Source organism: Amycolatopsis acidicola, assembly GCF_007713735.2.
Taxonomy (GTDB): domain Bacteria; phylum Actinomycetota; class Actinomycetes; order Mycobacteriales; family Pseudonocardiaceae; genus Amycolatopsis_E; species Amycolatopsis_E acidicola.
On record NZ_VMNW02000133.1, the window covers coordinates 1 to 17,132 of the forward strand.

Sequence of the window (17,132 nt, forward strand, 5' to 3'; positions counted from 1 at the left end):
CTCCCCACGCTCCGCTTCCGGCTTCGAAAACCTCGGCGACGCGATCGCCTTCGCGAACCGGCGTGTTCCCCGGCGCCGCCTCGAACCCGCGGTCACCGTCGTCGTTCCCGCCAAGAACGAGGCCGCCAACCTGCGTGAGATCCTGCCCGAACTGCCCGAAGTGCACGAGATCCTCGTGGTGGACGGGCATTCCGGCGACGGCACCGCCGAGGTCGCGCACGCGGCGCGGCCCGGAGTCCGGGTCATCCAGCAGACCCGGCGCGGCAAGGGAAACGCGCTCGCCTGCGGGTTCCTCGCCGCCTCCGGCGACGTCATCGTCATGTTCGACGCCGACGGCTCCGCCGACCCGGCCGAGATCCCGCGCTTCGTCGACGCGCTCGTCGGCGGCGCCGACTTCGCCAAGGGCAGCCGGTTCGCCCCCGGCGGCGGCAGCCACGACATCACGGCCCTGCGCGCCGCCGGGAACTCAGGGTTGAACAAGATCAGCAACACGCTCTTCAGCGGCGGTTTCACCGACCTCTGCTACGGCTACAACGCGTTCTGGCGTGACCTCGTGCCGAGCCTCGCGCTGCCGCCGGTGTTCACCCCGCCCGGGCGGGAGATGCTGTGGGGCGACGGGTTCGAGATCGAAACCGTGATCAACTGCCGCGTCGCCGCGCTGGGCCTGTGGATCACCGAGGTGCCCAGCGTCGAGCGGAAACGGCTGCACGGTGAGACGAACCTGCGCACCTTCTCCGACGGCGGCCGCGTGCTGCGCACCCTGGTCGCCGAATGGCAGCGCGTCGGCAAGCAGCGCCGCACCCGGCGCTTCGGCGAGTTCACGCCGGGCGCGCTGTCCGCGGCCGCGGAAGGCGTGGGCGAACCGGTATGAGTGCCGAGGATCTCGCCACCTCCGTGGTGATCTGCGCCTACACCGACCGGCGCTGGGAGGACCTCGTCGCCGCGGTCGCCTCGGTGCGGGAGCAGACCGTGCCGGCGAGCGAGATCATCGTGGTGATCGACCACAACCCGGCGCTCGCCGAGCGCGCCGCGGCCGAGTTCGTCGGCGCCGCGGTGGTCGAAAACTCGGGCAGGCGCGGGCTTTCCGGCGCCCGCAACACGGCGATCGAACTCGCCAAGGGCGACGTGGTCGCGTTCCTCGACGACGACGCGGTCGCCGAGCCGGACTGGCTCGCCCAGCTCCTCGCCGGATACCGCGACACGCGCGTGCTCGCGGTCGGCGGTTCGGCCGCGCCGCGCTGGCCGGACGGCGTCCGCTCGCCGCTGCTGCCCGCGCGCGGCGACGGCACCGGCGAACTGGACTGGGTCATCGGCTGCACGTACACCGGGCAGCCGGTCACCGAGACACCCGTGCGGAACGTCATGGGCTGCAACATGTCCTTCCGCCGCGAGGCCTTCCGGCTCGCCGGCACGTTCACCGAGGACCTCGGCCGGATCGGGCGGACCCCGCTCGGCTGCGAGGAAACCGAGCTGTGCATCCGGCTGCACCAGGCTTCGCCGGGCGCGATGATCCTGTTCCGCCCGCAGGCCGCCGTGCGCCACCGCGTCACGCCGGACAGGCTCACGTGGGGCTACCTGCGCCGTCGTGGCTGGGGCGAAGGGCTGTCCAAGGCGCTGGTCTCGCGCTCGGTCGGCGCGGACGCGGCGTTGTCGACGGAACGCGACTACCTGCGCCGGGTCATTCCCGCGGCGTGGTTCCGCGAGCTGAGCAGGTTCGCGCGCGGCCGGCGTTCCGGGCTGACCGGGATGGTGGCGCTGGTCCTCGTCGTCGCGAGCACCGCGGCCGGGTACCTGCGCGGCAAACTGGCCGGGGACAAGCTGCGGATCCGGTCCACCGCGCCGAAACTCGTGCACGGGCCGATCCACGTCGCCACCGTCGACGTGCGCGACCTGCCCGCCCGGCTCCCGGTTCCGGCGCGCGCGGTCGGGCATTACCGCGCGGCCCAGGTGCTGGTCCGCGACGGCGCGCGGACCCGGGACGTGGTCCTGCTGCCGGTGCGCCACGGCGCGGCCCGGCTCGACGTGATCGGCACCGGAACCGTTGCGGCGCAACCGGAAGCGGAGTTCGAGCGGCCGCTGATCAGCGTCGTGATCCCGACCGCGCACCGCAAGGCCCAGGCGCTCGCCAGCGTCCGCGCGGCGCTCGCGGCGGGGTACGAGAAGCTCGAAATCCTGGTCGTGGACAACTTCCCGACCGGCGCGCACGGGGACGACTGGCTGCGCGAGGAGACCGAAAAGCTCGGCGCCCGCTACCTCGTCGAACCGCGCAAGGGCGTGAGCATCGCCCGCAACACCGGCGCGCGCGAGAGCAGCGGCGAGTTCATCGCCTTCATCGACGAGAACATCAGCGTCGAGCCGGGCTGGTTCGACACGGTGGCCGAGGAGTTCGTGACCGGCTCCGGCGTCGGCTGCGTGACGGCGATGGTGCTGCCCGCGAGCCTGGAGACCGACGCCGAAGTGCTCTTCGAGCGGCTCAAGGGCTACAGCCACACGGTGCGCCGCCAGCGGCTGGACCGCGAGACGGCGCGAGAGGACCCGCTGTACCCGTTGTCGATGGCGCGCTACGGGCCGGGCAGCTGCACCACCTGGCGCCGCAGCACCTTCGACGAGCTCGGCGGGTTCGACCCGTTGCTCGGCGCGGGCACCCCGGCGATGGCGGGGGAGGACCTCGACCTGTTCGTCCGGCTCGCGCGCCACGACGGCACGGTCGTCTACACGCCGCACGCCGTCGCCCGGCACACCCACCGCGCGGACTGGCTGGAACTGCGCGAGCAGATGCGCGGTTACGGTGTCGGGCTTTCCGCGATGCTGCTGCTTTCCGTGGTGCGCAAGCCTTCCGGCGTGTTCTCCATCCTGCGCCGGCTGCCCCGCGGCATGGCACGCCTGGCCTCGCGCACGCCGGAACTCCCGCTGTCCGACCGCGCCGCGCGCTCGCGGCTGCGGCAGCTCCGCCGCGACGAGCGCTACGGCATGCTCGGCGGGCCACTCGCTCTCGTCCGCGCGTGGAAGCGGTACCGGTTCGACGCCCGTTCGGGGCATCGGTAACCATTGGCTGGCGCGGAAAGGAGAGTGCGGTGACCGAGCAACTGAGGAACCGGCGGATCACCGCCTACTGCCTGCTCGCCGTGTGCTTCTCCACCGTCGTCCTCATCCTCACGGGCGTGACCACCCCGCTGCGCACCCTGCTGGTGCTGGTGTTCGTGTGCACCGCGCCCGGCTGGTCCCTGATCTCCTACGTCAACGTGCGGCACGTGTCGGTCACCTGGATCAGCGCGGTCGGGCTGTCGCTGGCGGTCAGCATCCTGGTGGCGCAGATGCTGGTGCTGACCCACGCCTGGCACCCGGAAGGCGCCGTCGTGCTCCTGGCGTTCGCGACCGCGGGTCTGCTCGTGCACCACGTGCTGCGCAGCAAACCGCCGCGGGAGGCCGCCCGGTGACGAAGTGGCCACGCCTGCGGAACCGCCCGCAGGCGCCGCTGGACACGGCGGGCACCGGCACCGGCATGTTCGCCGACGGGCTCGCCCTTTCCGCCAGCGCCGCGATCAGCGCCGTCGCCGGGATGGTCGGCTGGATCCTGGCCGCGCGCCTGCTGCCCGCGGCCGACGTCGGGCACATTTCGGCGTTCGTCTCGGGGATGCTGCTCGTGGCGGGTGTCGCCGAACTCGGGCTCGGGCCTGCCGTGCTGCGCTGGGCACCCCGCGCCGGGCATCGCCTGCCGCAGCTGCTGAACCGTACCTATCTCGCCGTGTTCCTCGGCGGGCTCACCGGTGCCGTCGTCTTCGTGCTCGTGCCCTCGGGCGCCGACGTGGCGTCCCGGGTTCCGGGCGGGGCCTGGCTTTTCCTGCTCGCCGCCGTCGCGTGGACGATCTTCCAGTTCCAGGACGAAGTGCTCACCGGGGTCGGGAAAGCCCGCTGGGTCCCGATCGAAAACGGCCTGTTCGGCCTGTCGCGGCTCGTCGTCCTGGTGCTGCTGGCGCCGCTGATCGGCGCGACCGGGCTGATCGTCTCGTGGGTGCTGCCGACGGTCGTGGTGGTGCTCGTGATCACCGGGCTGGTGTTCCGCCGCGTGCGCGCGCCGGACGAGCCGGGCGAGCTGCCGGACCGCCGCGAGATCGTCCGGCTGCTCGCGCCGACGTACCCGGGCACGGTGTGCATCGTCGTGCTCTACAACCTGGTGCCGCTGATCATGCTGCACCGCTTCGGCGCGGACGCGAACGCCGTGTTCTTCGTGGTCTGGACCGCGATCAACGCGCTCGACCTCGCCGCCTCGATGTTCGTGAACCCGTTGGTGGTGCGGCTTTCCGCCGAGCCGGAGCATGCGCGCTCGCTGACCCTGCGGGCCGGCGGCAGGCTCGCGATGGTCTTCGTGCCGATGCTCGTCCTCGGCGGCGTGCTCGCCGGGATCCTGCTGCTGATCTTCGGGCACGAGTACACCTCGGGCACCGGCCTGCTGCGGATGCTGCTGGTCGCGCAGGCGCCCCGGCTGATGGTTCTCGTCGGCATCGCGGTGCACCTCGGCCAGGGCCGGGGCGTGGGGGTCGCGCTGCTGCACGCCATCACAGCGGCGTGTGCCGTCGTGCTCGCCCTCGTGGTGCCGGACGAGTTCACGTTCGGCATCGGCCAGCTCGTCGTGCAGTGCGTCCTCGCCGCGCTGGTGCTGGTGGACCTGCGCACGCGGCTGCCGGGAGCCCGGCGGTGAGTGCGCCGACCCGTTTTTTCGGCCCGTTCCGCCCGAACCGCCCGGTCCGCCGCTATCCCGGGCCGAACCGGCCGATGCGGTACCCCACGCCCAGCGGCCCGACGCGCTACATCCCGACGGCGGGACTCCTGACGCCGCAAGAGGAAGCGACGCAGCGGCGCCGCGCGGTCGACTCCCGCCCGCGCCTGCCCGGCGGCCCCGCCCCCGGCAGGCTCGGGTTCCTCAGCGACCCGTTCCTCGGGCCCGGCCTGGCCGTGGCCGCGCTCATCCTGTGGGTGATCGGCCTCCATCCGGTGCCGCCCTCGGCGATCGGCGGGATCGGGCTGATCGGCGAGCTGTCGGTGCCGACGCTGCTGGCGTATCCGGTGCTGATCGCCGCGGTGGTGCTGGAGCTGCTGCGTTACGCGCCCCGCACGTGGGTCATGAGCGCGTACACGCTCGTCGGCGTCTTCTTCGTGTACGGCCTGCAACCCGCGGTCGAGGAGGTCGCGCGGCTGCCGGTTTCCTGGCTGCACTCGGGATTCGCGGAGTACATCGCCGGGCACGGCGAAGTGCTGGAGGGCTTCGACGCGCGGTTCTCGTGGGCCGGGTTCTTCTCGCTGATCGCGATGATCACCAAGGCCGCGGGCATCCCGAACGCGCTGTCCCTTTTGAACTGGGCGCCCGTCGTGTTCGCCGGGCTGATGGTGCTCGGCACCCGCGCGCTGGCGGTGTCGGCGCTGGGAAACCGGCGCGCGTCCTGGATCGCACCGTGGATTTTCCTCGCGGGGAACTGGACGGAACAGGACTACTTTTCGCCGCAGGCCACCGCGATGGTGATGATGCTGGCCGCGCTCACCCTCACCTTCCGGCACCTCGTGAGGCCCCGGCTGACCGAGCCGGTGAAGGCGCGGCTGCGGGTGCGGCTCGCGCCGCGGTCGAGCCCGAAGGCGCGGCTGGTGGCGCAGGGCTCGGTGGTGCTGATCGGGCTCGGGCTCGCCCCGACGCACCAGCTGACCCCGTTCATGCTGGGGCTTTTTTTGTTGCTGCTGCTGGTGTTCGGCAGGTTGTGGCCGGCCTGGCTGCCGTTCATCGTGATCGGCGCGGCGGTGGTGTGGTTCTCCCTCGGCGCGGAGGACTTCTGGAGCGGGCAGCTGATCCAGATGATCCTCAGCCCGCTCGGGGACGTCGGCTCGTCGGTGGACCAGGGCCTGTTCAGCCGGCTTTCGGGCAGTCCCGGGCACCTCATCGTGCTGCTGGTGCGGATCGCGACGAGCGGGTTCGTCGCGGGGCTCGCCGCGCTCGGGATCGTGTTCCTGCGCCGGGACAACCTGCGGTCGTGGATGCTGCCCGTGTTGTGCGCGGCGCCGTTCGGGATCGCGGTGGTGCAGTCCTACGGCGGCGAGGTCTTCATGCGCTGCTTCCTCTACGCGCTGCCGCTGATGTCGCTGCCCGCGGCGATCGCGCTGGAGCGGGCGATCACGAGCGCCCGGCGGCTGCGCTGGCGCAACCACCCACGCCGCACGCTCGTGGCGGCGGCGATCCCGTGGCTGGTGCTGAGCCTGCTGACCGGGTCCACGGTGCTGGGGCGCGGCGGGAACGACGCGTACACCAGTGTCAGCCGCACGGATATCGACGCGATGTCCTGGGCCGTCGGGCAGGCCCGCCCCGGCGAGCGGGTCGACTCGCTGGTCAACGCGATCCCGCTGAACTACGAACGGGTCGGCGAAGTGGAACAGTCCGAAGTGGACATGTACTGCGCCGATCTCGTGCACGTGCCGGTGCTGGTGGACTGCCTGCGCGGCAAGGGCCCCGACTACCTCGTGCTCAGCGGGCCGCAGTGGGCGTACGTCGACATCCTCAACGGCGCGGCCGACGACTATCCTCAGCAGCTGCTGCGGGGCTTGGCCGAAACGCAGCTGTACCGCACGGTGTTCGACCAGGACGGAGCGCTGGTGCTGGCCAGGGGGAGCGCGGCGGTCAAGAACCCGCAGCCGGACGAAGGGGTGGCGCAATGAGCCCGGCCGACGTGCTGACGCTCGTCACCGCGGTACTGGGTGTCGCGCTGCTCGTCGTCGTGATCGTGCGGACGGTCTTCAAGGAGCTCGCGGTCGGGCGCCGGTCCACCGATTCCGCCACGGCGCGGACGAGCCGCATCCGCCGGCTCGACATCGTGGCCGTGGTGCTGACGGTGCTCACCGTGATCGGCGCGGTCTGGCGCATCGTGGCCGGGCTGACGGCGACGTAGCCCGGAAAGCGCTCTCCACGGCGACCGGCCGGTGCCGTGGCGGTAGCATCGCCAAGCTCTGTGTGTCTCCGGGGCCGCGTCCGCTCCGGCCGAGTCGAGGGGGAACGTGTGACCAGGCCCGCGGTTTCGGTCTGCATCCCGGCGTACCAGGCCGAGAGGTACCTGGCGCAGACCCTGCGCAGCGTGCTGGCCCAGACCTTCGAGGACTTCGAGGTGGTGGTGCTGGACAACGCCTGCACCGACGCCACCCCGGAGATCCTGCGGCGGTTCGACGATCCGCGGCTTCGCGTGCTCCGCAACGAAAGCGTGCTGCCGCTGGCCGAGAACTGGAACCGCGTCGTGGCCGAATCCGCCGCCCCGCTGGTAAAACTGGTCTGCGCGGACGACCTGCTGCACCCGCGCTGCCTGGAGCACCAGCATTCCGTGCTCTCCCGCGACCCCGGCCTGGCGCTGGTGTGCAGCCGCCGCACGATGGTGAACGAGGAAGCCCAGCCGCTCAGCCGCAACCGCGGCCTGCGCGGGCTGCTCGGGCGGCACGCCAGCCGCGACGTGATCCGCCGCGTCGTGCGGCACGGCGGCAACCCGCTGGGCGAGCCGGCCGCCGCGCTGTTCCGGCGCGACCAGTTCGACGCGGTCGGCGGGTTCGACCGGCGGTGGGTCTTCCCGATGGATCTCGTGCTGTGGATCCGGCTCCTCGAACACGGCGACTTCTACGGGCTCCGGGAGTCGCTCGCCGCGTTCCGGATCACCCGTCAGTCGCTGTCGGCGGCCGAGGACGGCAGTGGCTACCTGGAACAGCGCACCCTCAGCGACGAGCTGGCGACGGCGCCGAACTGGGACGTGCGCAGGCGGGACCGCCTGGTCGGCGTCGCGAAGGCGCCGGGCGCGCGGCTGCGGCGGCAGGCGCTGTTCGTGCTGGCGCGGGCACAGGCCGGGCGTGCCGGCGAAGAAAGGAATGGGTGAAAAGAACCACCCGGACGAGGGAGGTAAGTTGATCGGCCGTGAAGCGTCGCGTGATCCTGCTCGCCCTCTGCGCCGTGCTCGTCGTCGGTGTGGTCGTCGCCGTCACGCTGACCGCCCGGCGGTTCAGCGACGACGGCGAGCCCGCCGCCCAAGGCGCCGTCACTCCCGCTGAAACCCCCGCCGCGTCCACCGAAGCCGCCGTGCTCAACGGCTGGCAGAAAGTCGGCGGCGACGAGTTCGACGGCAGCAAGCTCGACACGAAGAACTGGGACGTCTACGACGGCGACAACTCCGTCAAGGAGAGCTGGAGCAAGAAGCAGTGCGCCGTCTCCGGCGGCGTGCTGACGATGACCGGGCTGGGCAGCGAGTCCGGCACCACCTGCGGGCTGGCGTGGAAGTCCGACCAGACCTTCGGCCGGTGGGAGGTGCGCGCGCGGATGCCGCTGCCCGCCGACGCCGGGTACGCCCCGACGTTCCTGCTGTGGGGTTCGGACGATGCGAACTTCCCGGACGCCGGGGAGATCGACTTCTCCGAGACCTGGAACCCGGCCCGCCAGTTCACCGAGAGCTGGCTGCACGGCCCCGGCAACCTCAAGGGCCCGTACTTCAAGAGCAACCCGGTGGACCTGACCCAGTGGCACAACTTCGGCGTCGACTGGCAGGCGGACAAGATCACGCTCTACCTCGACGGACAGGTGTGGGGCGTGTACTCCGACCCGAAGTACATCCCGCGGACTCCCATGCATCTGGTGCTGCAGCTGACTTACATGACCAAGCACGCCGGCGCCCCGCAGCAGACCTCGGCGCAGGTCGACTGGGCCCGCGTGTACCGGTGAGTGATCACGCCCACACTCCGGGACAGAAATAGTCAAGCGTTCAATCGTTGTTGCGCTGTACGGAAGCAATCCAAGGACAAGGGAGAAAAGCCCATGACCTCGACCGCCAGCCAGGCCGACGCCTTGCCCGTGCCGGCCGACGTGCAGGACCTGTTGTTCCGCGAGGCCCGCACCGCGAACAGCTTCAGCGACGAGCCGGTCAGCGACGAGCAGCTCCAGGCGATCTACGACCTGGTGAAATGGGCGCCGACGTCGATGAACACCCAGCCGCTGCGCGCGCTCGTGGTGCGCACGCCGGAGGGTAAGGAGCGGCTGCTGCCGCACATGTCCGAGGGCAACCGCGCGAAGACCGCGAGCGCCCCGGTCACCGTCGTGCTCGCCGCCGACACCGACTTCCACGAGAACCTGCCGAAGACCTTCCCGCACAAGCCGGACGCGAAGGACATGTTCGCCGGCAGCGAGACCTCCCGCGAAGGCTTCGCGCGGCTCAACTCGCTGCTGCAGGTCGGCTATTTCATCATCGGCGTGCGCGCCGCGGGCCTGGCCGCCGGCCCGATGACGGGCTTCGACAGCGAGGGCGTGGACAAGGAGTTCTTCTCCGGCAACAAGTGGAAGAGCCTCGTGGTCGTCAACGTCGGCAAGCCCGGCGACAACCCGTGGTTCGACCGCCTGCCGCGGCTGGACTACGACGAGGTCGTCGAGAGCGTCTGAGTGACCGCCGGGGCGCACTCCCGCGTGGAGGGTGCCCCGGCCGGGGCGCCTGGGCTGGGCGGATAGCATCGAGCGGGTAAACCTCAGCCACGTTCTGCCCCCGAGGAGCCCATCGTGAACCAGCCGTCGTCCGTCGCAGCCGCACCCGCCTCCAGCGTGGTGGTGCAGGCCGGGACTACGGCCGGCGCGGCTGTCCGCGAGGCGGGCCTGCCCGCCAAGGGCCCCGGCGCGATCGTCGTCGTCCGTGACTCGGGCGGGAAGCTGCGCGATCTCGCGTGGGCGCCCGAAACCGAGGTCACCGTCGAGCCGGTCGCCGCGAACACCGAAGACGGCCGCGCCGTCATCCGCCACTCCGCCGCGCACGTGCTCGCCCAGGCCGTGCAGCAGCAGTTCCCCGAAGCCAAGCTCGGCATCGGCCCGCCGGTGAAGGACGGGTTCTACTACGACTTCGCCGTCGAGAAGCCGTTCACCCCGGAAGACCTGCAGGCGCTGGAAAAGCGCATGAAGCAGATCGTCAAGGGCTCGCAGCAGTTCTCCCGCCGCGTCCTCGAATCTCCTGAGGCGGCGAAAGAAGAGCTGAAGGACGAGCCGTTCAAGCTCGAACTGGTCGACCTCAAGTCCGATGTGGACACCGACGAGGTGATGGAGGTCGGTGGCGGCGAGCTGACCGCGTACGACAACCTCGACCCGCGCACCAAGGAGCGCGTGTGGAGCGACCTGTGCCGCGGCCCGCACGTGCCGACCACGAAGTTCATCCCGGCGTTCAAGCTCACCCGTGTCGCCGCCGCGTACTGGCGCGGCAACGAGAACAACCCGCAGCTGCAACGGATCTACGGCACCGCGTGGGAGTCGGCCGAGGCGCAGGACGAGTATTTGGAGCGCCTCGCCGAGGCCGAGCGCCGCGACCACCGCAAGCTCGGCGCGGAGCTGGACCTGTTCTCCTTCCCCGAGGAGATCGGCTCCGGGCTGCCGGTGTTCCACCCCAAGGGCGGCATCATCCGCCGCGAGCTGGAGAACTACTCGCGCCGCCGCCACGAGGAGGCGGGGTACGAGTTCGTGAACACCCCGCACATCACCAAGGGCGGGCTGTTCCACACCTCCGGGCACCTGCCGTACTACGCGGACACCATGTTCCCGGCCATGAAGGTGGAGGAAGAGGACTACTACCTCAAGGCCATGAACTGCCCCATGCACAACCTGATCTACCGGTCGCGCGGGCGGTCCTACCGGGACCTGCCGCTGCGGCTGTTCGAGTTCGGGACCGTGTACCGGTACGAAAAATCGGGCGTCGTGCACGGGCTGACCCGGGTGCGCGGGCTGACCATGGACGATTCGCACATCTACTGCACCAAGGAGCAGATGCCGGGCGAACTGCGCTCGCTGCTGAAGTTCGTGCTCGACCTGCTCGCCGACTACGGGCTGGCCGACTTCTACCTGGAACTGTCCACCCGCGGTGACTCGGACAAGTTCATCGGCGAGGACTGGGAGTGGGAGGAGGCCACCGAGACGCTGCGCCAGGCGGCGGTGGACTCCGGCCTCGAACTGGTGCCGGACCCGGGCGGCGCGGCGTTCTACGGGCCCAAGATCTCGGTGCAGGCCAAGGACGCGATCGGCCGCAGCTGGCAGATGTCGACCATCCAGCTGGACTTCAACCAGAACAAGCGGTTCGGCCTCGAGTACACCGCGTCCGACGGCAGCAGGCAGCGCCCGATCATGATCCATCGCGCGCTGTTCGGCTCCATCGAACGGTTCTTCGGGGTGCTCACCGAGCACTACGCGGGCGCGTTCCCGGCGTGGCTGGCGCCGGTGCAGGTGGTCGGCATCCCGATCTCCGACGAGCACGTCGAGCACCTGCGTGCGGTGGAGAAAGCCTTGCGCGCCAAGGGAATCCGCGTCGACATCGACACCAGCGACGACCGCATGCAGAAGAAGATCCGCACCCACACCACGCAGAAGGTGCCGTTCCTGCTGCTGGCCGGCGGCAAGGACGTCGAAGCCGGCGCGGTGTCGTTCCGCTTCCGCGACGGCGGCCAGATCAACGCGGTTCCGGTCGAGGACGCGGTGGAGGCCATCGCCGCGTGGGTCGAGCGCCGGGAGAACTCCTCGCCGAACGCCGAAGCGCTGCAGGCGGTACTGGGTGAGTGAGCCGGAGCTCGTTCCCCAGGACGGCGTCGGGGTCGAGGACGCGCTGCAGCGGCTGTGGACGCCGCACAGGCTGGCGTACGTGCAGGGGCAGGACAAGCCCGAGGGCGACGAGCCCGAGGGCTGCCCGTTCTGCCGCCTGCTCGGCCTGCCGGACGAGCAGGCGCTGATCATCGCCCGCGGCGAGCACGTGTGGGCGGTGCTGAACCTGTACCCGTACAACCCCGGGCACCTGATGGTGCTGCCGTACCGCCACGTCGCGGACTACCCCGAGCTGACCGTCGACGAGACGCGGGAGCTCGCGGAGTTCACCCAGCACGCGATGACGGTGATCCGCTCGGTGTCGGGCGCGCACGGGTTCAACATCGGGATGAACCAGGGCGTGATCGCCGGCGCCGGGATCGCCGCGCACCTGCACCAGCACGTCGTCCCGCGCTGGGGCGGCGACAACAACTTCATGCCGGTCGTCGGGCACACGAAGGTCCTGCCCCAGCTGCTGGGGGAGACGCGCGAACTGCTGGCGAACGCCTGGAAATGACGGAACGCCCCGCCGGCTCCGTGCCGGAAGGGCGTCCGTACCGGGGGATTCAGGCCTGCAGGCCGGCCTCGATGTCCAGCTCGATCTTGACCTTGTCGCCCAGCACCGCGGCGGGGACGCTCGCGCCGACGCCGAAGTCGGTGCGGCTGATCTCGGTGGAGGCGGACACGCCCAGCACCTTGCTGCCCGGGGTCATGCCGTCGCCGAAGCCGCCGAGCTCGGCGGTCAGGGTGACCTGCTTGGTGACGCCGTGCAGGGTCAGCTCGCCGTCGATGAAGAAGTCGCCGTCGTCGGCGCGGATGCCGGTCGAGGTGAAGGTCATCGTCGGGAACTGGTCGACGTCGAGGAAGTCGGCCCCGCGGACGTGCTCGTCGCGCTGGTCGTTGTTGGTGTCGATGCTCGCGGTGCGGATGGTCGCGTTGACCGTCGAGTCGGCGATGTTCTCGCCGGTCACGATGGTGGTCTCGACCTGGTCGAACCGGCCGCGCACCTTCGAGACGCCCAGGTGGCGGACGGTGAAGGTGACGTCGGAGTGGCTGCCGTCGATCACCCAGGTGCCCGCGGTGTACCCGGGGATCTCGGTCGTGGGCGCGCTCATGGAAACTCCTTGATTAGCCTTGCTGACAATTGAGCTCTCAACCGAGACTAGCGAAGGATGGTTGAGCCCTCAACTAGGGGTAGGATAGATCTCATGCCCGGTTCCCCACGCTGGCTCGACGATCGTGAGCAGAGTGTCTGGCGCGGCTTCAACCTGGCTGTGGACATGGTCCGCGGCCACGTCGAAGGCCAGCTCCAGCGCGACGCGAACATGCCGGTGACCTACTACGAGGTGCTCGTGGTGCTGTCCGAAGCGCCGGACCGCACGCTGCGCATGAGCGAGCTGGCGGAGCGGTGCCGTTCGTCGCGGAGCAGGCTCTCGCACGCCGTGGCGCGCCTGGAGGACAGCGGCTGGGTGCGGCGTTTCACCTGCGACACCGACAAACGCGGCTCGTTCGCGACGTTGACGGACGGGGGCCTGGCCGCCATCGAGGGCGCCGCGCCGGGTCACGTGGAGGCCGTGCGTGAAGCCGTTTTCGACGCGCTCACCCCCGAGCAGGTGGCCGCCCTCGGGGAGATCAGCGCCGCGATAGTGGCGAAGCTGACGCCGCGCTGCGCTGCCGCGATCGCCGAAATCGACGCCGCCGAGGCCGCGCCGCCGCGCTGATCGGCGTGTTTACCGCGCCGCCGCGCGAGTGCCGGGAGCTGTGTAGATAGGCTGCGGTCCGAAAACATCTCCTATCCGCACGCCCCGGGGTGACGTTGACAGCGATGAGAATGCCGGCCGATTACCCCCCACCGCAGATCTGATGCTCAACATCTTCGCGCGCGCGTCGGTGTCCCGCGCTCTCGATCCGCTCGGCCACGCCCTGCTGCGGGCCGGGGTGACGCCCAATGTCATGACCGCGATCGGCACGGTCGGCGCGCTGGCCTGCGCGATCGCGTTCTTCCCCACGGGGCTGCTGCTGTGGGGCACCTTCACGGTGTGGGGCTTCGCCATGCTCGACCTGCTCGACGGCGCGATAGCCCGCGCCCGCGGGCACGGCACCCCGTTCGGCGCGGCGCTCGACGCGACCTGCGACAGGCTCGTCGACGGGACGCTGTTCGCCGCGATCGCCTGGTGGTGTTTCGTCGAGGAGCACAACCTCCGCGCGGCCGGGGCGACGCTCGCCTGCCTGGTGCTCGGGCAGGTCATCTCGTATGTGAAGGCACGCGCCGAGGCGTCCGGTCTGTCCGCCGACGGCGGCCTGATCGAACGCGCCGAGCGGCTGATCATCGCCCTCGTCGGCACCGGCCTGCAGGGCTTCGGCCTGCCCTACCTGGTCGAGGGCACGCAGTGGCTGCTCGCCGTGCTGTCCGCCATCACGCTGGCGCAGCGGATGTTCGCCGTCGCGGCTTCGGCCAGGGCGAAGGAGCGGGAGGCGCATTCGTGAGCGGACTCGCCCAGCGCGCGACCGATCTCGGCTACGCGCTCGGCTGGCAGCTGATCCGCAGGCTGCCGGCCGGGATGTCGTCGGCCGCGTTCGCGCTGGGCGCCGACTTCGGGGCGCGCCGCGACGGCCCCGGAGTCCGGCAGCTGCGCCGGAACCTCGCCCGTGTCGTCCCGCAGGCCGGCACCGCCGAACTGGACGAGCTGACCCGCCGCGCGCTGCGTTCGTACGCCCGCTACTGGCTGGAGATGTTCCGGCTGCCCGCGATGGACCCGGAGGCCGTGAAGTCCAAAGTGGACGAAGCGATCACCGGGGTGGAGAACATCGAGGCCGCGCTCGCCGAGGGCAACGGCGTGGTGTGCGTGCTGCCGCATTCGGGGAACTGGGACGCGGCCGGGCTGTGGATGGTCGGCTACGCGGGTTCGTTCACCACGGTCGTCGAGCGGCTGGAGCCGGAGTCGGTGTACCGGCGGTTCGTGGACTTCCGCGAGTCGCTCGGCTTCGAGATCCTGCCGACCACCGGCACCGGCTCGTTCCGCCTGCTGCTGCAACGCCTGCGGGAGAACAAGGTCGTGTGCCTCGTGGGTGACCGCGACCTGACCCGCACCGGCATCCCGGTGACGTTCTTCGGCGAGGAGACCAAGATGCCGGCCGGCCCGGCCCGGCTCGCCGCGAGCACCGGCGCCGCGCTGCTGCCTGTGGGCTCGTGGTTCACCGAGGACGGCTGGGGCATCCGCGTGCACCCGCGGATCCGGGTCACCCAGCGCGCCGAGGTCCCGGCCGCCACCCAGGCGATCGCCGACATCTTCGCCGGGGACATCGCCGCCCACCCGGCGGACTGGCACATGATGCAGAAGCTGTGGACCGCCGACTTCGGCGAGGCCGGGCCCGCCGGCGAAGAGGAGGCTGCGGCGGGGTGAAGATCGGGATCGTCTGTCCCTATTCGTTCGACGTCCCCGGCGGGGTGCAGGGGCACGTGGTCGACCTGGCGCGCGCGCTGCTCGCGCGCGGGCACCAGGTTTCCGTGCTGGCGCCCGCCGACGAGGACGCCGACCTGCCGTCGTTCGTCGTGCCCGCGGGCAAGGCGCTCGGCATTCCCTACAACGGCTCGGTCGCCCGGCTGCAGTTCGGCCCGGTCTCCTACGCGCGCGTGCGGAGATGGCTGCGCGACGGGAATTTCGACGTGCTGCACCTGCACGAGCCGGCCGCGCCGAGCCTGTCGCTGCTGGCGCTGAAGGTCGCCGAAGGCCCGATCGTGGCCACGTTCCACACGTCCACGCCGCGTTCGCGCACGCTGTCGGCGTTCCAGCCCGTGCTGCGCCCGTTGCTGGAGAAGGTCACCGCGCGCATCGCCGTCTCGGCGCTGGCGCGCCGCGTCCAGGTCGAGCATTCCGGGGGCGACGCGGTCGAAATCCCCAACGGCGTCGACGTCGAGTTCTTCTCCCGTGCCCTCCCGCTCGACGGCTATCCCCGCGCGGGCGGAACGCTCGGGTTCGTCGGCCGGTTCACCGAGCCCCGTAAGGGAATGGACGTGCTGCTCGGTGCTTCGCGGCAGCTGCTGGGCGAGTTCCCGGACCTGCGGCTGCTCGTCGTCGGACGCGGGGAACCCGACGAGCTGCGCCGGATGGCGGGGCCGGAACTGGCGCCGCACCTCGAACTGCTCGGCCAGGCCACCGACGAGGTCAAAGCGCGGGCGCTGCGCAGCGTCGACGTGTACTGCGCCCCCAACATCGGCGGCGAAAGCTTCGGCATGATCCTCACCGAGGCGATGGCCGCGGGCACCGCGGTCGCGGCCAGCAGCCTGGATTCGTTCCGGCGCGTGCTCGACGACGGCCGCTCCGGGGCGCTGTTCCCGGTCGGCGACGCCGACGGGATGGCCGGGGTCCTGCGCGATCTGCTCGAAGACCCGGCCCGCCGCGGCTCGCTCGCCGCGGCGGCGGGGGAGCGGGTGGCCATGTACGACTGGCGCGTGGTGGTCACGCAGGTGCTGCGCGTGTACGAGACGGCCGTGGCCGCGGACCCGCGCCGCGTGGTCCCGGAGGAGGCGGGCCGGTGAGCACCTTCGTCCTGCTGATCGTGATCCTCGCGGCGATCGTCGTGCTGGGCGGGTTGTTCCTGGTGGCCACCGCGAACCGCCTCGACCGCCTGCACGTCCGCCTCGACGCGGGCTGGGCCGCGCTCGACGCCGCGCTGGCCCGCCGCGCCGTCGTCGCGAGGGCCGTCGCCGCGGGCGCACTGTCCGGAGTGGAGGGTGCGGCGGTGCTCCAGGCCGCGGACGCCGCCGAAGCCGCCCCGCGCGCGGAACGGGAAACGGCGGAGAACGAGCTGACCAAGGTGCTCGGTTCCGTCGCGCGCGCCGGGCTCCCGCCCCGGCTCGCCGACGAGCTTTCCGACGCCGAACACCGCGTGGTCATCGCCCGCCGCGTGCACAACGACGCCGTCCGGGACACACTGGCCCTGCGGCGGCGGCGGAAGGTGCGGTACTTCAAGCTCGCCGGGACCGCGCCGCAACCGGAGTACTTCGAGATCGTGGAACCCCTGCTCTGAGTGGCACACTCGCTGCATGTCCGATCCCTGCGCCGTCGCCCACGGCGAAGCGGGCGAGCCCGAGGCCGGCGTCCGCACCCTGGTCGCGGTCTTCGCCTCGCCCGTCGCCGAATACCTGCTCAAGTACGCCGCCGATCTCGGCTACCGCACCGTGCTGTTCGACCCGGCCGAGAACAGCCTGCCCACCCTGGACGCGGCGACCGACGTCGTCGTCACCGACCACCACCGCGAGGAGCTGGGCCCGGTGCTGCGGGACGTGCTCGCCCAGCCCGTGCGGTGGGTCGGGGTGATGGGGAACCCGCACCACGAAGGCCCGCACGTGGAGGCGCTCAAGCAGTTGGGCGTGGCCCCGGCGGAGATCGACCGCGTGCACCGGCCGATCGGCCTGAACATCGGCTCCCGCACCCCGCCCGAGATCGCGCTCGCCACGCTGGCGGGCCTCGTCGCCGACCGCAACAACCGCCCCGGCGGCTTCGAGTTCTGACCCGCCGCGCCACCTCCA

General features: G+C 71.1%; 18 protein-coding genes. 17 read left to right on the forward strand and 1 reads right to left on the reverse strand.

Features of this window, described 5'->3' with window-relative positions:
- The first annotated feature begins 43 nt into the window (after positions 1-43).
- From FPZ12_RS42585 to FPZ12_RS42635, 11 genes are all read left to right on the forward strand, one after another.
- The gene (locus tag FPZ12_RS42585) at positions 44-871 is read left to right on the forward strand and encodes a glycosyltransferase family 2 protein (RefSeq protein WP_424923702.1); all 828 of its coding nucleotides are present in this window, start codon (positions 44-46) and stop codon (positions 869-871) included.
- Positions 868-3,045, forward strand: coding sequence for a glycosyltransferase (locus tag FPZ12_RS42590; protein ID WP_144758187.1), 2,178 nt, complete (start codon positions 868-870; stop codon positions 3,043-3,045). The genes FPZ12_RS42585 and FPZ12_RS42590 overlap by 4 nt, the downstream gene beginning before the upstream one ends.
- Before the next feature lie 29 nt (positions 3,046-3,074).
- Positions 3,075-3,437, forward strand: a complete 363-nt coding sequence (locus tag FPZ12_RS42595; RefSeq protein WP_144758186.1) for a hypothetical protein — start codon at positions 3,075-3,077, stop codon at positions 3,435-3,437.
- Positions 3,434-4,699: a lipopolysaccharide biosynthesis protein gene (locus FPZ12_RS42600; RefSeq protein ID WP_243770320.1), complete on the forward strand. Its 1,266-nt coding sequence runs from the start codon at positions 3,434-3,436 to the stop codon at positions 4,697-4,699. The genes FPZ12_RS42595 and FPZ12_RS42600 overlap by 4 nt, the downstream gene beginning before the upstream one ends.
- The gene (locus tag FPZ12_RS42605; protein ID WP_144758185.1) at positions 4,696-6,696 is read left to right on the forward strand and encodes a hypothetical protein; all 2,001 of its coding nucleotides are present in this window, start codon (positions 4,696-4,698) and stop codon (positions 6,694-6,696) included. Before FPZ12_RS42600 ends, FPZ12_RS42605 begins: the two co-directional genes overlap by 4 nt.
- Entirely contained in the window at positions 6,693-6,926 is a 234-nt protein-coding gene (locus tag FPZ12_RS42610; protein WP_144758184.1) for a hypothetical protein, read from the forward strand. Before FPZ12_RS42605 ends, FPZ12_RS42610 begins: the two co-directional genes overlap by 4 nt.
- Before the next feature lie 108 nt (positions 6,927-7,034).
- Entirely contained in the window at positions 7,035-7,889 is an 855-nt protein-coding gene (locus FPZ12_RS42615) for a glycosyltransferase family 2 protein (protein WP_144758183.1), read from the forward strand.
- Between the two features lie 38 nt (positions 7,890-7,927).
- On the forward strand, positions 7,928-8,725 hold the full coding sequence (locus FPZ12_RS42620; protein WP_144758182.1) for a glycoside hydrolase family 16 protein: 798 nt from the start codon (positions 7,928-7,930) through the stop codon (positions 8,723-8,725).
- A 93-nt stretch (positions 8,726-8,818) separates the two neighbouring features.
- Positions 8,819-9,436 carry a malonic semialdehyde reductase gene (locus FPZ12_RS42625; protein WP_144758181.1) on the forward strand — a complete coding sequence of 206 codons (618 nt, stop codon included), beginning with the start codon at positions 8,819-8,821 and terminating at the stop codon, positions 9,434-9,436.
- Between the two features lie 114 nt (positions 9,437-9,550).
- On the forward strand, positions 9,551-11,581 hold the full coding sequence (thrS, locus tag FPZ12_RS42630) for a threonine--tRNA ligase (protein WP_144758180.1): 2,031 nt from the start codon (positions 9,551-9,553) through the stop codon (positions 11,579-11,581).
- Positions 11,574-12,116: an HIT family protein gene (locus tag FPZ12_RS42635; RefSeq protein WP_144758179.1), complete on the forward strand. Its 543-nt coding sequence runs from the start codon at positions 11,574-11,576 to the stop codon at positions 12,114-12,116. The genes thrS and FPZ12_RS42635 overlap by 8 nt, the downstream gene beginning before the upstream one ends.
- 49 nt (positions 12,117-12,165) lie before the next feature.
- Here the strand turns inward: FPZ12_RS42635 and FPZ12_RS42640 are convergent, their stop codons facing one another.
- Positions 12,166-12,714, reverse strand: coding sequence for a YceI family protein (locus tag FPZ12_RS42640; protein WP_144758178.1), 549 nt, complete (start codon positions 12,712-12,714; stop codon positions 12,166-12,168).
- Positions 12,715-12,807: 93 nt separating this feature from the next.
- Here FPZ12_RS42640 and FPZ12_RS42645 point away from each other — a divergent pair, with 93 nt between their 5' ends.
- The 6 genes from FPZ12_RS42645 to FPZ12_RS42670 all read left to right on the forward strand — a co-directional run bounded on the left by FPZ12_RS42645 (position 12,808) and on the right by FPZ12_RS42670 (position 17,114).
- On the forward strand, positions 12,808-13,320 hold the full coding sequence (locus tag FPZ12_RS42645; protein ID WP_144758177.1) for a MarR family winged helix-turn-helix transcriptional regulator: 513 nt from the start codon (positions 12,808-12,810) through the stop codon (positions 13,318-13,320).
- Between the two features lie 142 nt (positions 13,321-13,462).
- Complete coding sequence (gene pgsA, locus FPZ12_RS42650) at positions 13,463-14,086, forward strand: phosphatidylinositol phosphate synthase (RefSeq protein ID WP_144758176.1); 624 nt, start codon at positions 13,463-13,465, stop codon at positions 14,084-14,086.
- Positions 14,083-15,003, forward strand: coding sequence for a phosphatidylinositol mannoside acyltransferase (locus tag FPZ12_RS42655; RefSeq protein WP_144758175.1), 921 nt, complete (start codon positions 14,083-14,085; stop codon positions 15,001-15,003). The genes pgsA and FPZ12_RS42655 overlap by 4 nt, the downstream gene beginning before the upstream one ends.
- Complete coding sequence (locus tag FPZ12_RS42660; RefSeq protein ID WP_144758174.1) at positions 15,000-16,139, forward strand: glycosyltransferase family 4 protein; 1,140 nt, start codon at positions 15,000-15,002, stop codon at positions 16,137-16,139. Before FPZ12_RS42655 ends, FPZ12_RS42660 begins: the two co-directional genes overlap by 4 nt.
- Positions 16,136-16,630 (forward strand): NUDIX hydrolase, encoded by a 495-nt coding sequence (locus tag FPZ12_RS42665; protein WP_144758173.1) that lies wholly within the window; start codon positions 16,136-16,138, stop codon positions 16,628-16,630. Before FPZ12_RS42660 ends, FPZ12_RS42665 begins: the two co-directional genes overlap by 4 nt.
- A 16-nt stretch (positions 16,631-16,646) precedes the next feature.
- Complete coding sequence (locus FPZ12_RS42670; protein WP_150980765.1) at positions 16,647-17,114, forward strand: XdhC family protein; 468 nt, start codon at positions 16,647-16,649, stop codon at positions 17,112-17,114.
- Positions 17,115-17,132: the final 18 nt, after the last annotated feature.